Annotated in this window: 15 protein-coding genes and 2 pseudogenes; 11 read left to right on the plus strand and 6 right to left on the minus strand. The window is 58.6% G+C overall.

All coding sequences use genetic code 11. From position 1 onward, the window contains the following. Positions 1-538 precede the first annotated feature (538 nt). The 8 genes and pseudogenes from AC0L3K_RS36360 to AC0L3K_RS36395 all read left to right on the plus strand — a co-directional run bounded on the left by AC0L3K_RS36360 (position 539) and on the right by AC0L3K_RS36395 (position 12,028). Positions 539-853, plus strand: coding sequence for a septal ring lytic transglycosylase RlpA family protein (locus AC0L3K_RS36360; RefSeq protein ID WP_311985810.1), 315 nt, complete (start codon positions 539-541; stop codon positions 851-853). A 185-nt stretch (positions 854-1,038) separates the two neighbouring features. Beyond that, the gene (locus tag AC0L3K_RS36365) at positions 1,039-1,278 is read left to right on the plus strand and encodes a hypothetical protein (RefSeq protein WP_473367859.1); all 240 of its coding nucleotides are present in this window, start codon (positions 1,039-1,041) and stop codon (positions 1,276-1,278) included. 1,572 nt (positions 1,279-2,850) lie between these two features. Continuing rightward, the gene (locus tag AC0L3K_RS36370; protein WP_473367860.1) at positions 2,851-4,569 is read left to right on the plus strand and encodes an outer membrane protein assembly factor BamB family protein; all 1,719 of its coding nucleotides are present in this window, start codon (positions 2,851-2,853) and stop codon (positions 4,567-4,569) included. Between the two features lie 126 nt (positions 4,570-4,695). Continuing rightward, positions 4,696-5,028: a c-type cytochrome gene (locus AC0L3K_RS36375; protein ID WP_009859258.1), complete on the plus strand. Its 333-nt coding sequence runs from the start codon at positions 4,696-4,698 to the stop codon at positions 5,026-5,028. A gap of 26 nt (positions 5,029-5,054) precedes the next feature. Next, complete coding sequence (locus AC0L3K_RS36380; RefSeq protein ID WP_473255705.1) at positions 5,055-5,822, plus strand: substrate-binding periplasmic protein; 768 nt, start codon at positions 5,055-5,057, stop codon at positions 5,820-5,822. 6 nt (positions 5,823-5,828) lie between these two features. Further along, the gene (locus AC0L3K_RS36385; protein ID WP_473367861.1) at positions 5,829-6,692 is read left to right on the plus strand and encodes a sugar phosphate isomerase/epimerase family protein; all 864 of its coding nucleotides are present in this window, start codon (positions 5,829-5,831) and stop codon (positions 6,690-6,692) included. A gap of 555 nt (positions 6,693-7,247) precedes the next feature. Then, positions 7,248-8,184 (plus strand): annotated as a pseudogene (locus AC0L3K_RS36390) (SMP-30/gluconolactonase/LRE family protein). 1,723 nt (positions 8,185-9,907) lie between these two features. After that, positions 9,908-12,028: an MASE1 domain-containing protein gene (locus tag AC0L3K_RS36395; protein WP_354129111.1), complete on the plus strand. Its 2,121-nt coding sequence runs from the start codon at positions 9,908-9,910 to the stop codon at positions 12,026-12,028. Here the strand turns inward: AC0L3K_RS36395 and AC0L3K_RS36400 are convergent. Then, complete coding sequence (locus AC0L3K_RS36400) at positions 12,023-12,685, minus strand: response regulator (RefSeq protein WP_219681317.1); 663 nt, start codon at positions 12,683-12,685, stop codon at positions 12,023-12,025. The genes AC0L3K_RS36395 and AC0L3K_RS36400 overlap by 6 nt on opposite strands. A 602-nt stretch (positions 12,686-13,287) precedes the next feature. Between AC0L3K_RS36400 and AC0L3K_RS36405 the strand changes: the two genes are divergently transcribed. Both AC0L3K_RS36405 and AC0L3K_RS36410 read left to right on the plus strand, forming a co-directional pair. After that, entirely contained in the window at positions 13,288-14,637 is a 1,350-nt protein-coding gene (locus tag AC0L3K_RS36405; protein WP_473367862.1) for an OpgC domain-containing protein, read from the plus strand. A gap of 319 nt (positions 14,638-14,956) precedes the next feature. Continuing rightward, entirely contained in the window at positions 14,957-15,445 is a 489-nt protein-coding gene (locus tag AC0L3K_RS36410) for a hypothetical protein (RefSeq protein WP_246648707.1), read from the plus strand. 974 nt (positions 15,446-16,419) lie between these two features. On the opposite strand, the pseudogene AC0L3K_RS36415 reads toward AC0L3K_RS36410, so the two are convergent. The 4 genes and pseudogenes from AC0L3K_RS36415 to AC0L3K_RS36430 form a co-directional block, all read right to left on the minus strand. Then, positions 16,420-16,740 (minus strand): annotated as a pseudogene (locus AC0L3K_RS36415) (DNA polymerase/3'-5' exonuclease PolX); the annotation flags it as partial. Positions 16,741-17,120: 380 nt separating this feature from the next. Beyond that, complete coding sequence (locus AC0L3K_RS36420) at positions 17,121-17,507, minus strand: hypothetical protein (RefSeq protein WP_246648706.1); 387 nt, start codon at positions 17,505-17,507, stop codon at positions 17,121-17,123. Between the two features lie 105 nt (positions 17,508-17,612). Beyond that, a complete protein-coding gene (locus AC0L3K_RS36425; protein ID WP_219681314.1) occupies positions 17,613-17,876 on the minus strand; it encodes a GlsB/YeaQ/YmgE family stress response membrane protein in 264 nt (87 codons plus the stop codon). Between the two features lie 24 nt (positions 17,877-17,900). Then, positions 17,901-18,359, minus strand: a complete 459-nt coding sequence (locus AC0L3K_RS36430) for a YidB family protein (RefSeq protein WP_219681312.1) — start codon at positions 18,357-18,359, stop codon at positions 17,901-17,903. Between the two features lie 384 nt (positions 18,360-18,743). Here AC0L3K_RS36430 and AC0L3K_RS36435 point away from each other — a divergent pair, with 384 nt between their 5' ends. Beyond that, positions 18,744-18,926, plus strand: coding sequence for a DUF3606 domain-containing protein (locus tag AC0L3K_RS36435; RefSeq protein ID WP_354129109.1), 183 nt, complete (start codon positions 18,744-18,746; stop codon positions 18,924-18,926). A 42-nt stretch (positions 18,927-18,968) separates the two neighbouring features. Here the strand turns inward: AC0L3K_RS36435 and AC0L3K_RS36440 are convergent, their stop codons facing one another. Continuing rightward, positions 18,969-19,868, minus strand: a complete 900-nt coding sequence (locus AC0L3K_RS36440; protein WP_219681396.1) for a 3'-5' exonuclease — start codon at positions 19,866-19,868, stop codon at positions 18,969-18,971. Positions 19,869-20,972 lie beyond the last annotated feature (1,104 nt).

The following is a 20,972-nucleotide window of genomic DNA, read 5'->3' on the forward strand; positions in this document are numbered from 1 at the left end:
CAACGTACGGAGCGTCTTAGGTGGGTCGCGGCCTCTCGCCCCACCAAACTGTGGCGGTCCGTTCAATGTCCTCCTCGTGTCTATAATCAGGGCGAGGACATTCACGCCACTGATTGAATCCCTGCACGTACAGGCGGTGTTGACGCTCGCTTCGCCAGAGAGCTCTAGAACTGATGCCGTTAACGTGGTGCGTTGCAGCGAGCTATCTGCTTGCTGCGCTGCGTCTACGTTCCGCCATGGGTAGTACATCACCTTTCTACATATGAATCGGGGATGTGCCGGAACGTGCGTTATGAGTTTGCATTGTTTCTCTGTTTTGTGATTTGTAGCGAGGTCGATCATGCGTCCGCTTTCTGGAATGATAATGATTGCAGCGGTCTCAACTTGGACGGGGCTTCACGCAACCCCTGCCGTCGGGCAAACATTCAATGACAGATGGTCCATCGTTCCAAAGGCTCACGCGGAGCCCGCTCCTGAAGGACTCGATCAGACAAAGAAGGAGGAGCCGCAAGCGCGGTCTCCGAACGGACAAGAGCCCTTGAAAGATCGTTCAGGGGCTCAATCCTTCAATCGATTCATTTCCGGAAAAGCCTCCTACTATTCCTATTCCAAAGGCAAGACAGCGAGCGGTTCATCGTTTGATCGGAATCTACTAACCGCGGCGCACCGCCGTCTGCCGTTCGGCACGAGAGTCCGCGTCACTGATCTTGAGACGAATAAGTCGGTGGTCGTTCGTATCACCGACCGCGGACCATGGGTCCGTGGCCGCGTCCTCGACCTCTCGCTGGCGGCCGCGCGCAGCTTGGGGATTACAAATCGTGGCGTTGCTCAAGTTCGTGCTGAGGTGTTGTAGCAGACGTGCATTGCCCTGCGAAAGCACGCAACCGCCGCCCACGCGCCCGTACGTCAATAGTCCGGCTTTTGGCCTGAAACGAATTTGCCGTGTCTCTAAAGAACCCTGACGCTATCGCGGCCCTCATATCGGCCCTTAGGCTCGTCCACGGAGACGAAGTCGCGCGAACCATGCTCCAGGAAGGTATGAGCCTCGCCACGCTGATCGACACGATGTTCTCCGCGCCGATAGCACATCGCGATGCCGTTCGATACGTCGCGAGTGCCTTAGATGACTTCGCCATTACACCAGAACTTGGCCCGGTCTGGCATCTTCGTTACCTGCATGATGATCAGCCCGGCTCATTTCGCGTCGTCGATTTGGAGATAGCCACGCCGGCCGGTATGCTGTCTAGCAACGACCTTTGGCTTCGGCTGCCCGTCTAACTAGCTCCCAAGCTCTGCAAGGCCGGACCGTGCTTCTACGATTAGCCGGAACCCCCTGCCCTACGTGCCGGCCTTGTAGGTCTTGATCGTGCCGGCCGGTATGTCACAGCATGAGAGGGCGCCGCTGCAGCTCATCGATGCCCTTTCTCCGCAGGGCTGCGTCTTTACATGCCATGGCCTGAGCCCAGCTGGCCGCGATGATCCAACTGCTCCCCGCCCGTTCACGTCGGCGAAATTGCGAGATCGGTGACGCCGAGCGAGGCCTGAAATCTTGATTGCACTTGCATCCTGCGTGCAGGATGGCAGCTCTCTTAAATCCGCGAGGGATCGACCTTCCGAGCACGAACGCGACGAAGAGCGACTGCAAGGACGATTTTAGAAGCTAGCAATTGAAACCGGCGTGTGCAGAAAGTATTCGCAGTTGAGCGGCGCGAGGCGTGCGAAAAGGACACTATGCCTGTCGAAGTCGCGAGAGCCCAGCAGGACGAAGAGGTTCACATCCTTGCCGGCGGATGCCCATAGTGGCATCACGTATTGCGATTTGGCCGAGTTACCGTAGTTCATTACCGTAGCTTATTTCTAGAACCGTCCAAGGCTTGCGAAAAGTGAACATCTTCGCGAGGGTTTAGCGCCCACAGTTTGGAGGAGTGGATATCCTCTAACTTCCGAAGTTTGGGGATTATCGACAGAAGCACTCGAGAACGCTCCGCGAGCCTCCTCCTGGGCGCAACAAAGCGTCCGCCACGTCCAGGTTAAATGTGCTCCATGCCGCGAGTTCCTCGAAGTCGCTAATGTGGTGTGCCGCGCGACAAGTTCGTTGCTCGCTTGATGCTTGCATCTGGAGGGAACGTTGGATGTTGCACCCGCATTAAGAGGCGTCGGCACTCTTGCCGGCATACAAGAGGAGATTCCATCAATGAGGAAGATTTATCTAGGAGTGCCGATCAGCGCCGCATTGTTGGCTATCGGTGCATTCGCAAACGCTCAAGGAACTTCGACGGGTGGGTCGAGTGGTCACGATCTCAAACAATGCTGGGACGTGGCTAATAAGGTGGTTCGGGACGTAAGCGGCGCCACCGCAACTGGACCATCCGGAAATACCACTATCGGCTCAACAACATCACCCGGGTCAAGCTCTGGCACTTCTTCCGCTGCTTCTTCCGGTACGAGCGCCAATGCCAATGCTTCCTCGCGCCCAGCAGGAATGCCCGACTGCTAGCGATCCAATCGCGCCGGTAAAAGTGCTGACCTGGTACTCCCCCGCTCAACGGGGGTTTTTTTCGCCGAGGCGGCTCCCCAGCCGCAAGACAGGGTAGACTTCGGTAAGAGGCGCTGACATTCACTAGCCGTGCCGCGTGGGAATTCCATCGTTGCACAAGACGTGATCCCGCGTACTCTGCGAGTGGGTTGGTGCACCAGAGCCAGTCCGGTCAGCGTAGCTACTTGTGAGAAGAGCGAGAGGAAGTGTGCGGCACCTGATATGTGGTGGCGAAGAAGCGCCGCTTTGAACGGCGAAACTCCTCGGAGGCGGCTACTCAGTCCACAAATGTAAAAACGCGGGAGGAACTCTACATGAAGAAGCAGTGGCGTTATTCTTGTTTCCCTGTTGTTGTTATTGGTGTGACGCTCATGGCGTCAGGGGCGTTTGCGCAATCCGTGGACACGGCCCGGATTGAATCCGCCGGTCAGAACGATTGGCTGACCTATCATGGCTCATACAAGTCGTATCACTACAGCCCGCTAGCACAGATCAATCCCAGTAACGTAAGCAATCTGGGCGTTGCCTGGATCCATATTCCGGGACGTTCCACGCGAGGGCTGCAATCGATGCCTCTCGCGGCCGACGGGGTACTCTACTACACTGGGTCCTACAGCCGCACGTTTGCACTGAACGGCGCTACCGGTGAGGTGATCTGGTCTTACTTCCCCGAGTTGGACGAGGCCCTGATCGCGCGGCAGACCCACTCCCCCTATAATCGCGGTGCCGCCATCGGCGAGGGGAAGGTCTATGTCGGAACCATGGATGGCCGCCTCATCGCGCTCGACATGAAGACCGGAAAGGTCATGTGGGACACCAAGCTGATCGATTCCCAAAAGCTGACCGTTGGTTTCACCGGAGCGCCGCTTTACGCCAAGGGCACAGTGGTGATCGGCGCGCAAGGCGGCGAATGGCCGGGCCGGGGTCCGATCTTCGGTGTTGATGCAGCAACCGGCAAGAAGAAATGGGAATTCCTGACGGTTGCCGGCACCGACGACGTCATAAAGACCTGGGGCAATGACTCGTGGCGGACCGGCGGCGGCGGCGGCTGGATGCCTGGCACCTACGACGGCGAGACAAACACAATTCTGTGGGGGACTGCAAACCCGGCTCCGCTCTACGACTGGTCGGGAGCCGATTACAAGACGCAAGGGGCGCGTCCCGGAGACAATCTCTACACCACCTCAGTGCTTGCGCTCGATATCGACACCGGCAAGCTGAAGTCCTATCATCAGGAGCTACCTCACGACGCCTGGGACTTTGATAGCGCGGTCGGCGAGTTTGTGATGCTCGATCGCGATGGCCAGAAGTACATCGTCCATCCGAACAAGAGCGGATATATCTTCGTTTACGACCGCAACCTCGCCGTCAAAAACGTATGGCGGATCACGCAGAACAGCAATTTCGTCAAGGATATCGATCCCAAGACGGGTGAGCTAATCGGTCGCCGCGACTTCTCCGCCGGGAAGGCTTCCGAACCATTGTGCCCTCACATATCTGGTGGGGTGAGCTGGAATTCCGGATCGTATAACCCGAAGACAGGCCTCTATTACAAGCTCGGCCAGGAATGGTGCATGACGCTCGAAGTTCAGAAGACGACTCCGATCGTTGCTCCTCAGGCCCAACTCAACATCGGAGCCGACTTCAAGATCGCTCCGCCGCCCGGCGGTGAGATCTATGGCCATCTGGATGCGCGCGATCCCATCACCGGCGCCAAGAAGTGGGAAGTGCGCTTCCCCGAGCCGCCGCTCGGAAGCGTATTGTCCACTGGAGGCAATCTGGTATTCGTCCCGGACTCGCGCGGCACGGTCCATGCGTACGATGCCGATTCCGGTGCCGAATTGTGGAGCCACGGCGACGGCACCGGCCACCAAGGCGGCATCATCAGCTACGCCGTCAATGGTAAGCAGTACATCGCGGTCGTCGCCGGCTTCGGAGGCATGGCGTCGGATGACTACGCGCCGACCTTCGGCGGCGTCTACAAGAGCATGCCTCGCGACGACGGCGCGCTCATCGTTTACAGTCTGAAATAATGCTCGTGACGCCGGGAGGGAGCGGCGTGACGCCGCTCCCTTTGTCAAAGCGGAGCTAACGAAGCTCGGCGCAAATTGGATCCCTGAGCGGTAGGGTTGGCCGGTATGCGATTGGCTTGGAAGATCATGACGTTGTCGACCTCGACACTGGCCGCGCTCCTTACGATTGCCAGCTTGCCCTCTCGCGCGCAGCAACCTACTCCGGGCGCTCCGGATAACCAACAACTCGATGTCGGGCAGTTGTTCGCGACCACCTGTGGTTGGTGTCACTCCGACGGCGGTCGCGCTGCCGGCAAGGGGCCGCAGCTCATGGATAGCAAGCGAGATGACGACTTCATCCGCAACCGCATCAAGAACGGCAAGGAAGGCGCGATGCCGGCTTTCGGCGTGACGTTCAGCGATGCGCAAATCGACGAAATCATGAAATACATCCGCGCCCTGAAGCCACATGAAGGCTAGGCGACATTGATCTACACAGGGGTTTCATGAAAACTTATTTAGCCCTCGTGGTCGGCGCCCTGCTGGAACTAACCAGTATTGCGCAGGCTCGTTCTCTCGACGCGATCCGCAACTCCGGTGTGCTTGGACTATGCGCCCACCCCAACTCGCTTCCTTTCGCCAACAAGGCCGGTGACCCTCCCGGATTTCAAATCGAGTTGGGCAACGCGTTCGCGCGCGAGCTTGGTGTCTCACTGAGGTCAGACTGGATCATCACTCAATACCAGATGCGGAGCGCGGGCTGCGACATCGTGCTCGACATCATCGCCGACCGCGAGGCGCAGGGCGAGACCAATCTGAGGATATCGAAGGCGTATTATCGCACAGGTGTTGCGCTGGCAGTTCCTCATGGAAGCAAACTCACCTCCTTCAAGAGTCTCGATGAGCACTCGAAAGTTGGTGTCCTGGTCGGATCTATGGCGGCCATGACCCTCGGTCAGCGCCACGTGCCCACGTCGACGTTTGGTTTCGAGGTCGACAGCCTAGAGGCTCTTGCCAATCATGAGATTGATGCGGCAGCGGTCACCCCGACGACGGCCAGCTATTTCAATGTGACGCATCCGGACAAGGCGGTACGCATTCTCGAACTCGATGAGAACGAGGCGAACCTTAACTGGAATGTTGCTGTTGGCATGGTGCGCCCGGATGACCAGTTGCGTGAAGCTATCGACGGAGCCCTGGACCGGCTGCGAACCGACGGTACGATCAATCGGATATACGAGCGCTACGGTGTCGTCCTACAAGCGCCAAGATAGCCCAGTATGCCGGCGGAACTCAGCAGGCGAGCTGTTTTAGGATTCATCGCGGCTGGGGCGATGATGACAATCGATTCGACATTCGGTGGAGAGGTGCGGAAAATTGGCCTGCAGCTCTACACAGTTCGTGACCTGCTGAAGGTCGATTTTGAGGGGACCCTGAGGAGAGTTGCCATTCTCGGCTACAGCGAGGTGGAGTTTGCCGGCATTCTCGGCTCAGACGTCAGCCACACCCGTAAGCTCCTGCTAGGCCTGGGTCTCACTGCCCCATCACTGCATATCGACTACCCCAGTCTGCGGGACAATGCCCAACCATCGTTCGAGATCGCTCATTTGCTCGGCAGTCGGTTTGTCGTTTGTCCATGGTTGGATCCGTCGGTACGGAAGACCACCGATGATTGGAAGCGGATCTGCGATAATCTGAATACGATTGGTCAATTAGCGTCGCGGTCGAACTTGACCCTCGCCTATCATAATCACGACTTCGAGTTTGCTGCCCTGCCCGGTGGCATCCAGCCGTATGATGTTTTGCTGAGGCGCACGGACGAGCGCTTGGTCAAGTTCGAGCTCGATGTTTATTGGGCAACCAAAGGAAATCTCGATTCTGCGCGCGTCTTGAGGGCAAATCCATCGCGGTTTCCACTGGTTCATCTCAAGGACATGGCAAAAGATGGTTCGACCACCGAACTAGGTCGCGGCACGATCGACTTTGCCAGCATACTCGAAGCTGCGCGCCAGAGCGGCGTGAGACATGTTCTCGTCGAACAGGATGTTTCAACTGATCCGCTGCGGAGCATAGAGACAAGCATCGCATTTCTTCGGAACCAGCCATATCTTTCGCGCGGGTTCATTCGGCCACGCACACCGTAATGCTTGTGATCAACCACACCTGATCGTGACTCCCCTGGAGCCCCTGGAGGAACTAGCATGTCGGTGCCGGCGGTCCCCTTGCCGGCCGAAGCGAGAGGCTAGACCCCAGTTTCCCCGACCCGGGAGCTGGGGCTTTTTTTGAACCCGTTTGGCTCATCTCATCCCTACGCGATCGATCTCGGGGCGGGTGCGCACAGCGAGATGCGCCCCATTCGCCAAGGATTGCCTTCTTCACGCTCAGCGCACTGCTCGACTTCTTGGCCCATCTTTCTCGTGCTACAATTTGCGATGTCCGAACGACAGCACTGCTTGGCAAGCAGTTCGGATCGCCGATCAGCGTCTCGCAAAAATTGTCAATGCAACAGGGAGGTGATGATGAACAGACGCGCGTTTCTCACCACAACAGCAGCCGCGACAATGGCAGCAACCGTGAAAATGGCTTCGGCTGCGAGCGTAGCGCCATTCGGTCAAACGGGCGCTCCAACCAGGTCGACCGAGCCGTTGCCATTGGGGCCGCTATCGGGAAGCCGCTACCCGGATGCTCACCTGGAATCCATGAAGAAGGGCAAGGCCACGTTCGGGCCGGCTGACTTTCCGGCGTTCGCCGGAACGATGGCGGTAGAACGCGTCGCAACGGGATTTCGATGGGCCGAGGGGCCGGTCTACTTCCCGGCTGGCCGCTATGTCCTGTTCAGCGATATTCCAAACAACCGCATCATGCGCTTCTCGGAAGACGACGGTCACGTCAGCGTGTTCCGCCAGCCATCCATGAACTCGAACGGTAACACCATCGATCGCGAGGGCCGTTTGATCACCTGCGAGCATTCTGGCCGACGCGTTACCAGGACTGAATTGGACGGTTCGATCACAATCATTGCTGACAAGTACAATGGCAAGAGGTTGAACTCGCCAAACGACGCGGTTGTCACGTCCGATGGTGCGATCTGGTTCACCGATCCGGCCTACGGCATCGGCGGCTTCTATGAGGGCATCAAGGCCGAGCCCGAGCAGGAAAAGCACAACGTGTACCGCGTCAATCCTAAATCAGGGGACATCAAGGTGATCGCCGATGATTTCGTCGAGCCGAACGGGATTACCGTTCGCGCCCGACGAGAAGAAGCTCTATGTGATCGACACCGGTTTCACCGACGGGCCCGACAATCCCTCTCACATCCGGGTGTTCGACCTTGATGTCGCCGCTGGAAAGGCGTCGAACAGCAAGGTCTTTGCGGAAATGCCCAAGCCCAGCATTACCGACGGCTTACGCTGTGACACCGAGGGTCGTGTCTGGTGCTCCGTCGGTTGGGGCGATCCGACCGAGGACGGGGTGCGCTGCTATACGCCAGGGGGCGAACTGCTAGGTAAGATCCACATTCCGGAAACCGTCGCCAATCTTTGCTTCGGCGGCCAGCAACGAAATAGACTTTACATCTGCGGTTCGACGTCTCTGTACGCAGTCTACACAAGCGCGCAGGGCGCAATGAAGCCATGACGGTCCGACGGTCAGCATGACTTGATCCGGTAAAAAGGCGGCCTTTCGGAATCTGACGCGGGCTGCGCCTCACGCGGCCCGCGTGAGTGGACCTGTCTGCGATGTCAGGTTCGGCGCGCTCTTCAACACGCCTCATTGGGCAAGGGATCCTTCAGCGGGCGGATACAAACGTAGCTTACAACCGTGGTTTTGATGTGAGGCAGCCGACGATCATTGGAAAAGCGTTTGAAAAACAATCCTGTAACCATATTGGTTTGGAGGAGCAGGAGGGATCGAAACCTCCGCCTGCCAAGGCAGTAACCTATTGAAAAGACGCGCTGTTCACGTCTCTTGCCTGAGTGAGTGCTACACGCCTGTGATACAACGCGCAAGCGGATCATCAGAGCCTTCGCACCACCTGGCGAGGGGCTATTGGCGGGCGTCGCCGACCAATCGCGAGCCGCGGCGGCGATAACCGCAGGAGCCGCTTTCGCGCCGTCGGCCTTGCCCTTCTCGAAGGCGTCTTCCGTCCGCGCCATAGCATTCCTGGCATATCCTCTGCTCGCAGCGTCTCGCAAGATGCTTACTGCCCACAGCTACGAGTGCTGAAAGCGCCTATTTCAGAATCGTGCCGCCGACGTGATTGTTACCGCGCAAAGGATCGCACTCGTCACGAAGGATCCCACGCCGCGATTTCCGCATTGATTGGCGATCACGAGGCGCTCAAGAAGCACCTAGATTTACTCCGCAGCGATAGCATTACAAACCGCGTTCGTGCCCTGCTGGCAATGGAGCCACGGACACGCGATCCCGTATTCTCGACCGCCGCGCAGGCGCTTCAGTGGTGCGACGATCCGCGGCCACAACGCCTCTCGAACTTAAGCACGTTCAATTTCGAAGATTTCTGCCGTGACCAGGCCAATTATTCCTCTCCTTGCTAACGGAATCACTCGAGACGCTCGCACCTTTTATGCGATGGTTCCTGACAGACCTTTTTGCGACCGTTCGCAGAACAGCGCCGATCGAACGTGCCATAATATTCGTTGATGAGGCTCGCGGCTGGGCCGGTAAATTGGCGCCCAGCCTTCGCAGCTGGACTGACACCGACTAATAAGCGGCCTTCGAAAGAAAAACGGCCCCGCTCTTTGGGCGGAGAAAGCAAGGCCGCGCATTCCTAGGATTGCGGCAGGCGTCCTCGGATTTCCGCTTGATCTCGGTGATGATCCGGACCGCCTTATGAAAGACATCCGCACGCCCCGCTGTGGCTGAACTAGAAGCGGACCGGGGCGGCAGCGTCATGCTGCGCCTCCGATGCTTCCATTTTTGAGTGAAGCTTGCGCGCCCTCGTCGCGCTGTATGCAGGCTATCGTGCAAGTAGTTCAGTCCTGAGACTCCAACGAGAGATAGGGCTCTCGTCGTACAGACCGACCTGATCCCGATCTCAATCCGGACTTTCGGAGAGCCTATCTTCGTCGTACGATGCGTCCCCCCAAAGCTCGGGAGCACGAGACGACGCGAATTCGGGGGCGCAACGTCCCACTGGTTCTGAGGCAATTCGCGGGATTTAACAGCAAGTCGGCCAAATGCTCCATCGCACGCGCCGTCTCTTAGTCCGCCAGCAGACCGCGATGATCAATTCGATCGGAGCGCATCTGCCGTATTGACCTTGTGATCTTTGATCTCCGACCAGCGATCAAAAGTCAGTCTCGATGGACGAGCCAATTGCCTGGTCCAGGCGCCGACAATGTCCGATCCACGATCATTAGCTCTCAGGACAAATTCTAGCCGAGCTATCAGCTACGTCATCGATCTGGTCGCAATTGGAGCCATCTATCTCGTCTTGGCAAAAGGCGGGCTTACTCTCGCCTCCATTCATCCCAGTGCAACGCCAATTTGGCCACCGACGGGTGTCGCGCTAGCGGCGGTGCTGTTGCGGGGATATCGGATCTGGCCAGCAATTTTTGCGGCCGCGATGATCGCTAATGTTACGACGGCAGGCTCCGTTGCCACCGCAATTGCGATTGCGGCCGGTAACTCTCTCGAAGCAGTTACTGGCGCTTATTTTATTAATCGATGGTCGGGTGGGTGTAACACGTTTTCAAAGCCCGACTCTGTCGCAAAGTTTGCTGTGATTTGCGTCGTGATCGCGACACCGATCAGTGCCAGCATTGGACTGACCAGTCTGGCAATGTTCGGGTACATCGAACAGCAGAATTTCGCGGACGCGTGGATCACCTGGTGGCTGGGCGACGTGACTGGCGCGCTGGTCATTGCCCCCGCGGTCGTGCTTTGGACATCAAGCCGCTATCATCCGTTCAATTCCCGTGAACTTCTGGAGACGGCCGGCGTCCTCACGACAGCGTCGGTTGTTGGACTGATTGCATTCAGCCCCCTGATCGAGCAGACGCCCGGCCGAGATCCGCTCGGCTTTCTCGCCATCCTGCCCATGTTATGGGCGGCGCTGCGTCGCGGGCCACGCGATACCGCAACGGTTGCCCTCGTGCTTGCGGGCATCACGATTTGGGGAACGCACACGGGCGGCGGCCCCTTCGCGACGCCAGATCCCAATGCGTCATTCCTGCTCGTGTTGATGTTCTTGATCAGTATTACCGTTCCAAGCTTGCTGCTGAGCGCTGATGTCGAGGTCCGCAAGAAAGCGGAACGAAGCCTGCGCCGCGCGCACGTCGAACTCGAGCAGAAAGTCGCAGAGCGTACGCAGGAACTGGAGCTCGCCAACGCAGCGAAATCGCGCTTTCTCGCCATGGCAAGCCATGATTTGCGGCAGCCCTTACATGCGTTGGGGTTGTTCGTCGCCCAGCTGCGCACGCCGCTCAAACCGGAAGAAAGGACAAAAACGGTCGAGCGAATCGACGCCACCCGCAAGGAAATGGATGAAATGTTCAATTCGCTCCTGGACATTTCCAGGCTGGATGCCGGGATGCTTATCCCCCAAATCACCGAGTTCCCGATCGGGCGCCTGTTGCAAAAAATCGAGACGGCGTTTGACCAGGCGACGCAAAAAAAGGGTCTGCGGCTACGCGTCAGGCCAAGTGACGCATGGGTGCGAAGCGACGCGATGCTGCTCGAACGCATCATGCTGAATCTCGTATCGAATGCGGTGCGCTATACCTTGCGGGGCGGTATCGTGGTCGGATGTCGCCGGCGTGGTGAAATGTTGCGTATCGAAGTATGGGATACCGGTCCTGGCATTCCCGAGGATCAAAAGCACAATATCTTCGGTGAGTTTTTTCAGATTCCCACCGCCGAACAGAACCGGTCCGTCGGACTGGGCCTCGGCCTCGCTATCGTCGACAAGCTTCGCGTGCTTCTCCACCATCAAATCGACCTGGCTTCGACTATGGGCCGAGGTTCGCGATTTGCAATCCTGGTTCCGAAAATCGATCAATGCGTCAGGTCCGCGGCGCCCGCCGACTTACCATACCCCGGTGCCTTCGCAATCGACGGCAAGGCAATTCTCGTTATTGCCGATACTCCGATCGTGCAGGAGGGAACGGGCGGACTGCTTAGCAAATGGGGATACTCGGTTCTTGCCTCCGGATCCGACGAACCTGCACTTGTCCAACTTGCCGAGCGCGAACAGCGCCCAGATCTCATAATCTCGGACTATCATCTCGCAAGCGGGAAGACCGGCATCCGGGCAATTGAACAAATCAATGCGGCGTTTGGCTCGTCAATTCCCGCCATTCTCATCAGCGGCGATACCGCAGCTGAACCTCTGCGGGACGCTAGGGACAGAGGCTACATTTTGCTGCACAAGCCGGTCGACCCGATGCGGCTCCGCGCTGTCATGCATGAGCTCCTCAGAGATCATGATGGTGGAGGAGGCACCCGGGCAGTCTCATGATTCAGACTTCGGCGGCCATTCCCAGCCCATTTTTCCGACTTTTATGATGGCTTCAGTGCGGGTCGCTACCCCGAGCGCCTTGAGAACGACCGTCATGTGATTCTTCACTGTCGGCACTGCCATATTGAGCGTCCTGGCAATGACCTTGTTGCTTTTTCCCTTCATCAGGAGCGCAAGTACGTCGATCTGACGATCGGTCAATCCTCGCCCCTTGAGTGAGTCGCGAGCCAATGGTTTATCCGCAAACCGCGGACCTGCCGTTTCCTCCAGAATCTCCGAGGGAATGTAAACTCCGCCGGAGAACACCAACTCAATAGCATTGAGCATCACTTCACGTTCCGTGGTTTTCGGAATGAAACCCAGCGCGCCAAGTTTGAAAGCGCGCCTGACCGTGTCCTGATCATCGGAGGACGAGAGAATGATGATAGCAATCGCCGTATAGCGATGGCGCAGTTCGCAAAGGACAGAGAAGCCGTCGCGGTCAGGCAAATTGATATCGAGCAAAATGAGGCTGATATCGGGATGCTCCTCGACGATGCGCATGGCCTCTCGACTGCTCGAAGCCTCGAATATCACGGCCTCTCGCTTCAATTGCTTCAGGACGCCGTGCAACGCCTCGCGGATTAATGTGTGATCGTCAACAACAAGAACCTTCATAAAACTGCTCTCCGTCCAATGACCGCCCGGAGATCAATGAAAAAATCATACACCCACCTTGGAAACCGTTCACCTTCTATCTCTGGTCCAGTGGTTCGCCGTCAGGCACTCAAAGTAGGAGCCGAGTGCTGCTGTGCGTTATGGTTGCAACCGGCACACAATCGTAATGAGCAAGGACTACATGAAGCGCGGTCCTCGCCGCCCTACCGTCCACGCGAGCGATGAATTGCTCATCGCGTGGTTGAGGTATCAAATAGATGCCGCCGCCCCGACGGTACCTTCGTCATAGGACCTAGGCACCTCTTCATACCGACCTGCGGCCAATTTACACACTGCGCAACTTAAACGATGATGTCGACGGTCACCCTCTACACCAGCGGTTTACTCAAGCGCGGCCATATGATCATTGTCGCGATTGGTGTCGTGGCCAGGTCGACGTGAAGCAACGCTGGACTGCGGCGCTGTCACGACCGGAGCAGGGCCGCGCTTTTGGTCAAATCGGTCGCTTTCGATCGTTCCTCTTTAAGCGTGCGCGCACGCTAGACGAGGCAAGCCAATGCTAACCGCCACCCCCGAAGCCATCAGCGGCCGCACTGCCGGAGCTGAAAGCCGACGGCCGCGACCTGCGGATTGACGCCTGCCGCGGCATCGCGCTCTGGTGCATCTTTCTTGATCATGTCCCCAATAACATTGGAAGCTGGCTGACGCCGCGAAACTACGGCTTCAGCGATGCGGCGGAACTGTTCATGTTCGTCTCGGGCGTCACCTGCGCACTGGCCTACGGTAAGGTATGGAGGTGCGAGGGATGGACCCGCGTGATCCGCCGAACGCTGCGGCGAAGCTGGGACATCTATGTCGCATTTTTGCTGCTCACGCTCGCCTGCGCCCTTCTAGTCCGCATCGCTGGCGTGGAACGCCTCGCTGACGAGAGCAATACGCGCATTCTGTTGGATCAGCCCGGCGCGACGCTCGCGCACGCGGCGATCCTGCAGTATCGTCCGGTCAATACCGACGTATTGCCGATCTTCGTGCTTCTCCACCTCTTGTTCGCGCCGTTGCTGTGGTTGCTGCTGCGACTGCCGAACGTGACGCTTGGCGCTTCGCTGGCGCTTTATACGCTGGTGCATATATTCGGCTGGTCCTTGCCGGCGTGGCCGAACGGCCACTGGGCTTTCAATCCACTGGCCTGGCAACTGCTCGTGGTCCTTGGCGCGTGGGTGATAATCGAGGGCGAAAGAGTACGCCCCTGGCTAACGTCGCGCATGGTGCTTGTGCCTGCCGTTCTTTATCTGGTCTTCAGCCTCGCCATCGTATTGAGCTGGAGAATCAAGCCGCTGGAAGCGTTGATACCGAAGGGGCTGACGAACTTGGCTTACCCGATGGACAAATCGAATCTCGATCCGTTGCGTCTGTTGCATTTCTTCGCTCTTGCGGTTGTAGCGGTATGGTTCGTGCCACCCAATCGACAAGCATTGACGACTGCGGTGATGCGCGGCGCCATCCTCTGTGGCAAGCACTCGTTGCCAATCTTCTGCCTCGGCGTTCTGCTCACGCTCGTCAGCCTCCTGGCGCTGCTCGACATATCTGAGGGGCTTGCGATGCAGATCACGCTCAGCGTTGGTGGCGTCCTAACGATGATCGTGGCGGCGACGCTGCTGAACTTGATCAAGATCAAACCCAGGCCGCAGCCGACCGCTGTCCTGCCTATGGGTCTGCGCGACACCCTTGGCTGGCGCCCCCTGGAAGCGTTTCGACGAGGACCGCGCGAGCTCGCAGGGGCCGCCGGCCAGAATGTCATCATCGATTGCCGGTTCGGGGAGAGGCAATCCCACGGGGTGCTTCGCGTCGCCGACGAATTGGTAGCGCTCAAGGCAGATGTCATCGCAGCGTCGCCGGCGACTGCAACCATGGTGGCCAACAATGCAACGCACGGTTCTATAGTCGTAATATAGCTATTGACACGTCGGTGCGGACACTTCCCAAAGACCAGAGCTGCTCCCGACATGTCGTCGCTTCCAGCTCGGCCAGCCTGTAGCCCTGCGCCAACGGCCGCACCCTTGCACCAGAAGGGACCTCAACAAATCTCACCCTTGCCGAAACCGCATTAGATTCAAAGAAACCGATCGTTCTTCTGCCGCTCATAACGGCCTAGTTGCCAGTCCGATTTCAGGCTGAACTAGCCACCAAATCAATAGCTGGTCAGGGTTCTATTGGTGGCGGTCTCGAAGTCTCGTCCCAAGAGCCGTGCGCTTTGTCACTAGGGAGAAACAGTTGGCGAAGTACGCTTACGTCACCCTCGCAACGTGGCTGGGCCGTTCCGTTGTCGTTAAGGTGGCACACATCTTTGAAAGGACTGGACTGGCCATGGTTGGCGCCGCAGGCGGCCTGTACGTGGGCGTAGGACTGATGCGCATGGAAACCGAGTTGTTTCGAAATGAATGGATGGTCCTCTTGATGGTGCTTTACGGGGCTTTTGGTTTCTATATGGGCATCGATCTGCCAAGCCGTGTTGCACACACAATAAGATTCCAACGGCCGGAAGAATGGAGCTTCGGTGCCGACGCGGCGGCGCTCGCCAGCGCGGCTGGAACTTTCTTTGCGGCGCTCGCTTTTTTTCTGTCCGTCAGCATGATTGTCCTCGATGAGACCGTAGGCGATGGATTCAGAGTTCTGGTGGGATGCTGTTGGGCGACTGGCACTTCGTTTCAAAATTGCTGCCGGTGCGATAGGCCGCAGCACACTCGGAGGACCTGGGCATGAGTAAAGATAAATCAATGTCGCTTTGGACGCCCGAGGATTTAAGCAGAAAGGCCAAAGAAGACGCTGAGAACGACAACTACAATCCACCGCATTCATGGTGGCCCGGCCGATACAGCGTAGGTACCGAAGCCCGCGACAGGTACGATCGAGCTTTTGATCTTCATCACAGCGACGGGAACGAGTACTAGGCGCTTCAGGCGGCCTCTTCTTTCAGCGATCTTTGTTTGCATCAGATTTGCTCGGACCAGAGAACGCAATGACAGCGTCTTCCTTCATTTCGAAATGCTTGTTGCCTGTTGACGCCTGAGTTGACAGCGCACGGCGATCGAGATGTCGGTTTACGGAGGGCGACCCTCGCTGATGGACGTCCTCACCTGAGCTTTTGAACCCTACGGCACATTCGGCGCGACGATCCGCGGCCCGCGCCGGGTGGCCGCTCTTAAAATAGGAACTGAAAGCACCGGCAGCCTTTAGCCAGGGTCATCCTCTGCTGTTATCGGTGACCGAGAGCCCGTGTGCTCCCGCCTCAAGTTGAGCGGGTGAGCCAATGTGCGACGCTTGCAAAGAGCTAGACGAGATAATCTCCCACTACCAACGGCTCTCGGCCTTCCCCTTCGATCCGCTCACCGCAAAGCGTATTATAGGAGTGGTCGCCGACCTACAGCAGAAACGGGACGCGATGCATCCCATTGTTCTGCCCTCGCTAAAGTTAAGCCGCTGATTCGCCGCGTTCGGGCGTGCTTTTTAGGTATCGCTGCGCGTTGTTTAAGCCCAGGGATGTCATCCATCACCGCCCCGATCAGTGGTCGGCGACTGAGAGCATTGCGCTCCCGCCTCCACCTGAAAGAAGGCGGTCAGATGCCCGATCCCGGCAAGTTCGACATTCGTGAGTGGCTCGTATCACCATTATTGGTGCCGATCTTCCTCTACTGGTGATCGCGGTGGCGGCCGTTCGATAGCGGCAGGTCCCCTGATACCTTCTCCGGCCGCAAACCTGGCACCGAAAGCATCTTGAGTACACCCTCGGGAAACTTCTTGCGCAGCTTTTCAAGGCTCGGATGAGAGCCCGTCTTGTGAAGCTTGACGATAATGTCGGCGATCGCCTCGCCGACGCCGGGGATTTCCGTGAGCCGGTCTTCGGCGATGAGCACGTCCAGAGGGACGGCAAGGGCCGCCAGGCTGTCTGCGGCGCGCGCATAGGCTTTCGCCCTGTACGGGTTGCCGCCACGCAACGCCGCTCGCTGTGCGTATTCTCGCAGGAGACTTACTACGGTGCGACCATCGACGGAAGCCACTCAACGAGCCTCCCGTTCCGCGCCCGGCCTCACCGGAGCAAAGGCTCCTTTAGTGGGTGGGCCGTCATCGCGCCGGCCATCGAGAGATTCCTCAATTTTGTGCGCTGCCCGGAAGTCCTCAAGGTGCTGCGTGTTCGGGCTATAAGCGGCCTCCTTCTTGAGGAGATTGTAAATTCGTCCCGCAACCAGCTGCAGATGCTTCATCCTGCCCTGCGGCATGGATCAGGCCTTGCAAAGAGCCCGGACAGCGTAGGCGCGGAAGTAGTCAAAAGCGTCCGACATGATGTCGGTAAACGCCTTAGTTCTGTCGGCATCGTCAGCCCGCAGGTCCGTTATGGGCGACATTTGGCGTGCACCTATAATCGTCAGCAGCCCACAGCTCAGCGCGTGGCGAGAGCAATGAAGGCAGGGGCGATGAAAGCGCCGCTGCGACCTTCGTTTGCGGCAGGGCCTGTTCGAAACGTTCGGACGTTACGTTTTCGGACTTGGCTGCGGAGTGGGGTAGCTTGGGAAGGCTGAGAAGGAGTGGGATTATTCTGCTGCTGAGGTGCTACGGCGTCGCCGCCCGCATGAGGAACGCACGTACCGATGTTGCTGAGCAGGCGTTTGGCCTGGAGGTCGCGGGCCTTAGAGTATTCGCGGCGTCGCTCGATATTGGCCGGAGCCCATCTGTCCCAAGCCTCGAAAGCGTCCGTATAGTGCTTTCGCATCTGCTCCTCGGCGGCGAGGCAATCGGCGAACTTGTCGAAGACCAGGTCGGTGTCCACCGGGGTCATCCTCCTACCAGAGCAACGAGCATCCATTTCATCTTGCCGATCGCCTTTCGCGCGGGGCGAATTCTCCGCAAACGCGAAGGATACCCTTCACGGTGGTTAGATGGCCCGGCGGCTGCGACCGGCCACAAAACCGTAGACGAAAAGCACGATGATGGCGCCTACCACTGCCCCCACTAGCCCCGCGCCTTCTCCTGGCCGGTACCAGCCGAGAGATTGGCCAAGATAGGTCGCAACGAACGCGCCCACTATTCCCAGGATCGTGGTCAGGATGAAACCCGAGGGCTCGTTGTCGCCGGGCATGATGAACTTCGCGATGACGCCTGCGATGAAACCGATGATGATCGTCCAGATGATGCCCATGTCTCTCTCTCTCGATCGCTGTGATTATCCCGCCGATGGAGCCGGAAGACGTCCATCAGGTGTGTATTTGTCCACGGCTGTCGGAAGCTCTCGGGACAAGCGGTCGAGAATCTCCTGCTGCGACAGGCCGGTCTGCTGCTCCAGCTTTTGAAGGACGTCCGGACCGATAGCCTGCTGGAGTTCGGGCGGGGTAACTTCGCGGTTTGGCCCTTGATTGATCCAGGATTGGGCTGCATCGCCCTGCCCGTTCTGCTTGAAGTGCTGGAGCAGTTCGCCGATCCCGCCGTTCAGGAGCGAACCCACGCCGCCGCCTCCCACAAGGCCGCCAAGGTTGCCGAGCATGCCGCTCAGGGAATCCTTGGCACCCGCCGACTGACCGGAGTTAGCATTGCGAAACATGTCCGCCAGCTTGTCACGATTCTGGTAACCGGCGATCGCGAGCATACCCAGGAGGGCGGTCATCGATGGCATTCCACGACTCATATTCGGCTCCTAAGTTCGACGATCGGCAACCAACCTACGCTGGGCTGAGAAGTTCCAGATTTTCCCGGTCGGTGGGTTCGGAACGGAGGATCTAAAAAAGCATCTGCAAGAAAACGGGAGCGGGCTCCGGGCGCGTACTTGAAGCTCCGGAGCGTTCGGAGCTGGCCAACTCGGGCGACGTGCGCCAAAGGGCCGCTGTGCTCATGCGGTGCGACGAAGCCTTCGTGCAGGCGGTCGAGCAAACGAAAATGGAAAGGCCAACAAAGGTGGAGCAGAGATGCTGCCGGCGCTCGTTCGGCTTCGGCCCGCAACAGCTTCTTTGAGGGAACCCCGCGATTCCTTGAAGCGTTGCACTGGCCATCAGTTTCGCAGACGGAGGAGCAGATGGCCGCGAAGAAGAAAACCCCACGGGGACGCAAACAAGATCGCGCCCGCGTGGCTAAAGACCAGGACTACGAAGTGCGATACGAAGCAAAGAAGACTGGCCGCTCGGCCTCGGCAGTGAAGAAGGCCGTGAAGAAGGTCGGCAACAGCCGCAAGCGGGTCGAGAAACGTCTCGGCCGCTGAGGGCCAGGTTCGCCGCGTATTCGGCATGGCGGTTGGCGGCCATCAGATCCTGCAGGAGAAGCGGGTGAAGGCGGTCAGCGTCTGCAGGCGCGGCTCCACGTCGCGCAGGTAGATCTCGGTCCGGAGAAACGCGAGCTCGGTGTCCAGCGCGGACTCGCAGACGTCGACGTACCAGGATTTTGGCCGGCCGTCTGTGCCGTCGCTCCACCGATAGCCGCGCCGCTTCAGCGAATCCTTGAGTTCGAACGGCGACTGTTCGGCCCAGATCCGGATGGTCTTCTGTCGTGCGGTCTCGAGCAGGACGGCGAGCGCGGGCGCGCCGGTCGTTGGTAGGTCGAAGTCCAAGATCTCGAGCAGCGCGTGACAGTCGTCAACCGCGCGGTGCGCCTGGTGGAAATAGCCGGCGCCATTCAGAAGGTAGCCGAGCTTCGCTCCATCGAAGCCGTGCTGCCGCCACTGGACCTCGGTCGCGGAGCATGCCCACGCCTTCCGCTCGAAGATGGGCCAGTAGCGTTCGGAAAACTTCCGATCGAATCCACTGTTATGCGCGATGACCAGGACCACGGAATCATCAACGAAGGCGTTCACGGCGGCCTCGTCGATCCTGTGGCCGGCCACCATTTCGTCGGTGATGCCGGTAAGCGCCGTGATCTCGGCCGGGATCGGCTCGGACGGCTCATTGAAGGCGGAGAACGTGTCCCTGACATCAATGATGCGCCCGTCCGGCGTGTAGCCGAACTTGACCATGCCGAGCTCGATGAGTTCGTCCTTGCGGTGGTCGAGGCCGGTGGTCTCGGTGTCGAGCAGGATGCCGATCCTCAATTCCTGTCCGGAGCCCGCCACCGACCTCGGCCGCGGCACCAGGCGCCGGAGCACCCGGTAGTCACTCGATCGGCCTAGCTCCTCGGCCATCGCGGCCAGATCCGATGCGTTTTGAAACATCTCTTCTCGTCGTGAGCCGGTGACGTAGTCCCGTGAGGCGCCACCATAGCGGGGGTGCCGGTCACGAGAAATCTGAAAGACGAGCAATTCACGGGCTTTTGGGGAGTGTCGGTGCAGTTGGATCCCCTTGCGGGACGCTCGCGCAGGGCCTCGATCGCGAGCGCACCGGAGAGGTCCGCGCCTGTGAATGGGGCGGATCGGGCGGGCATCTCCGGGCGGCTAGGCAGGATCCGCGTATGGTTGTCGACCCCGGATTGCTACGGTCACGCTGGTGCGTGATCGTTTACGATCTGCAACTATATTTGTATCCATGGATCTCGAGTACGACCCCAAGCGCGAGGCCGTCGCGGCGATGAAGCTTGCCGCCCAAGCCAATGGAGCAGAGCGGCATAGATGGATCACCGCCGCGCTGGCGTGGTCGGAGCTCACCCGCCTAGGCGGGGCTGCCGAGGACAACCTGCGGGAAGAGCGCCCTACGCGGCAGTTCGTTACCGGTGTGCAAGGCGCAGCGCCTGCCCCACCGCCTTCCAAGCCGCTAGGATCGCGTTCAGGGGGAAACGCGATGCCGCACCCGCTGACGCGTGATGAGATCCGCCCTTAGCGCTCAACATTACCACACGGCACGGCTTTGTCAGAGGTCCGTCATTGGACAGGAAGGCTGAAGATTCGTGAGCGGCCGAATGGCTCATTTCCACGTTGAGTCATTCGCGTCGATTTGCCCACCTCTTCTCGATGTCCGCTCTGACCCCGACTGCGGACGTGCCGGACACGATGGCGATCTTCGTCTTCGGGTCAAAAACGTAAGTCACCACCTCATTCGATCGTGTTGTTGGCACAGGAGATCAACCCAGGCGGCATTTCGAGACCGAGCGCTTTTGCAGTTCTAAGATTGACGATCAATTCAAATTAAGTCGGCTGCTCAACGGGCACATCAACCACTTTGGCGCCTCGCAAAAGCTTCGCGACCTGATGGGCGCAGTGACGAAAAATGACGCTGAGACGCGACAACCTCCGAACCGAAGGGAAAGTCTGAAATTGGCCACTTCCGGACACCGGCATCACAACAAGACAGCCTATGCGGTCCTCACCGGCGCGGTGAGCGCC

The organism is Bradyrhizobium sp. MI1.10 (genome assembly GCF_055811035.1).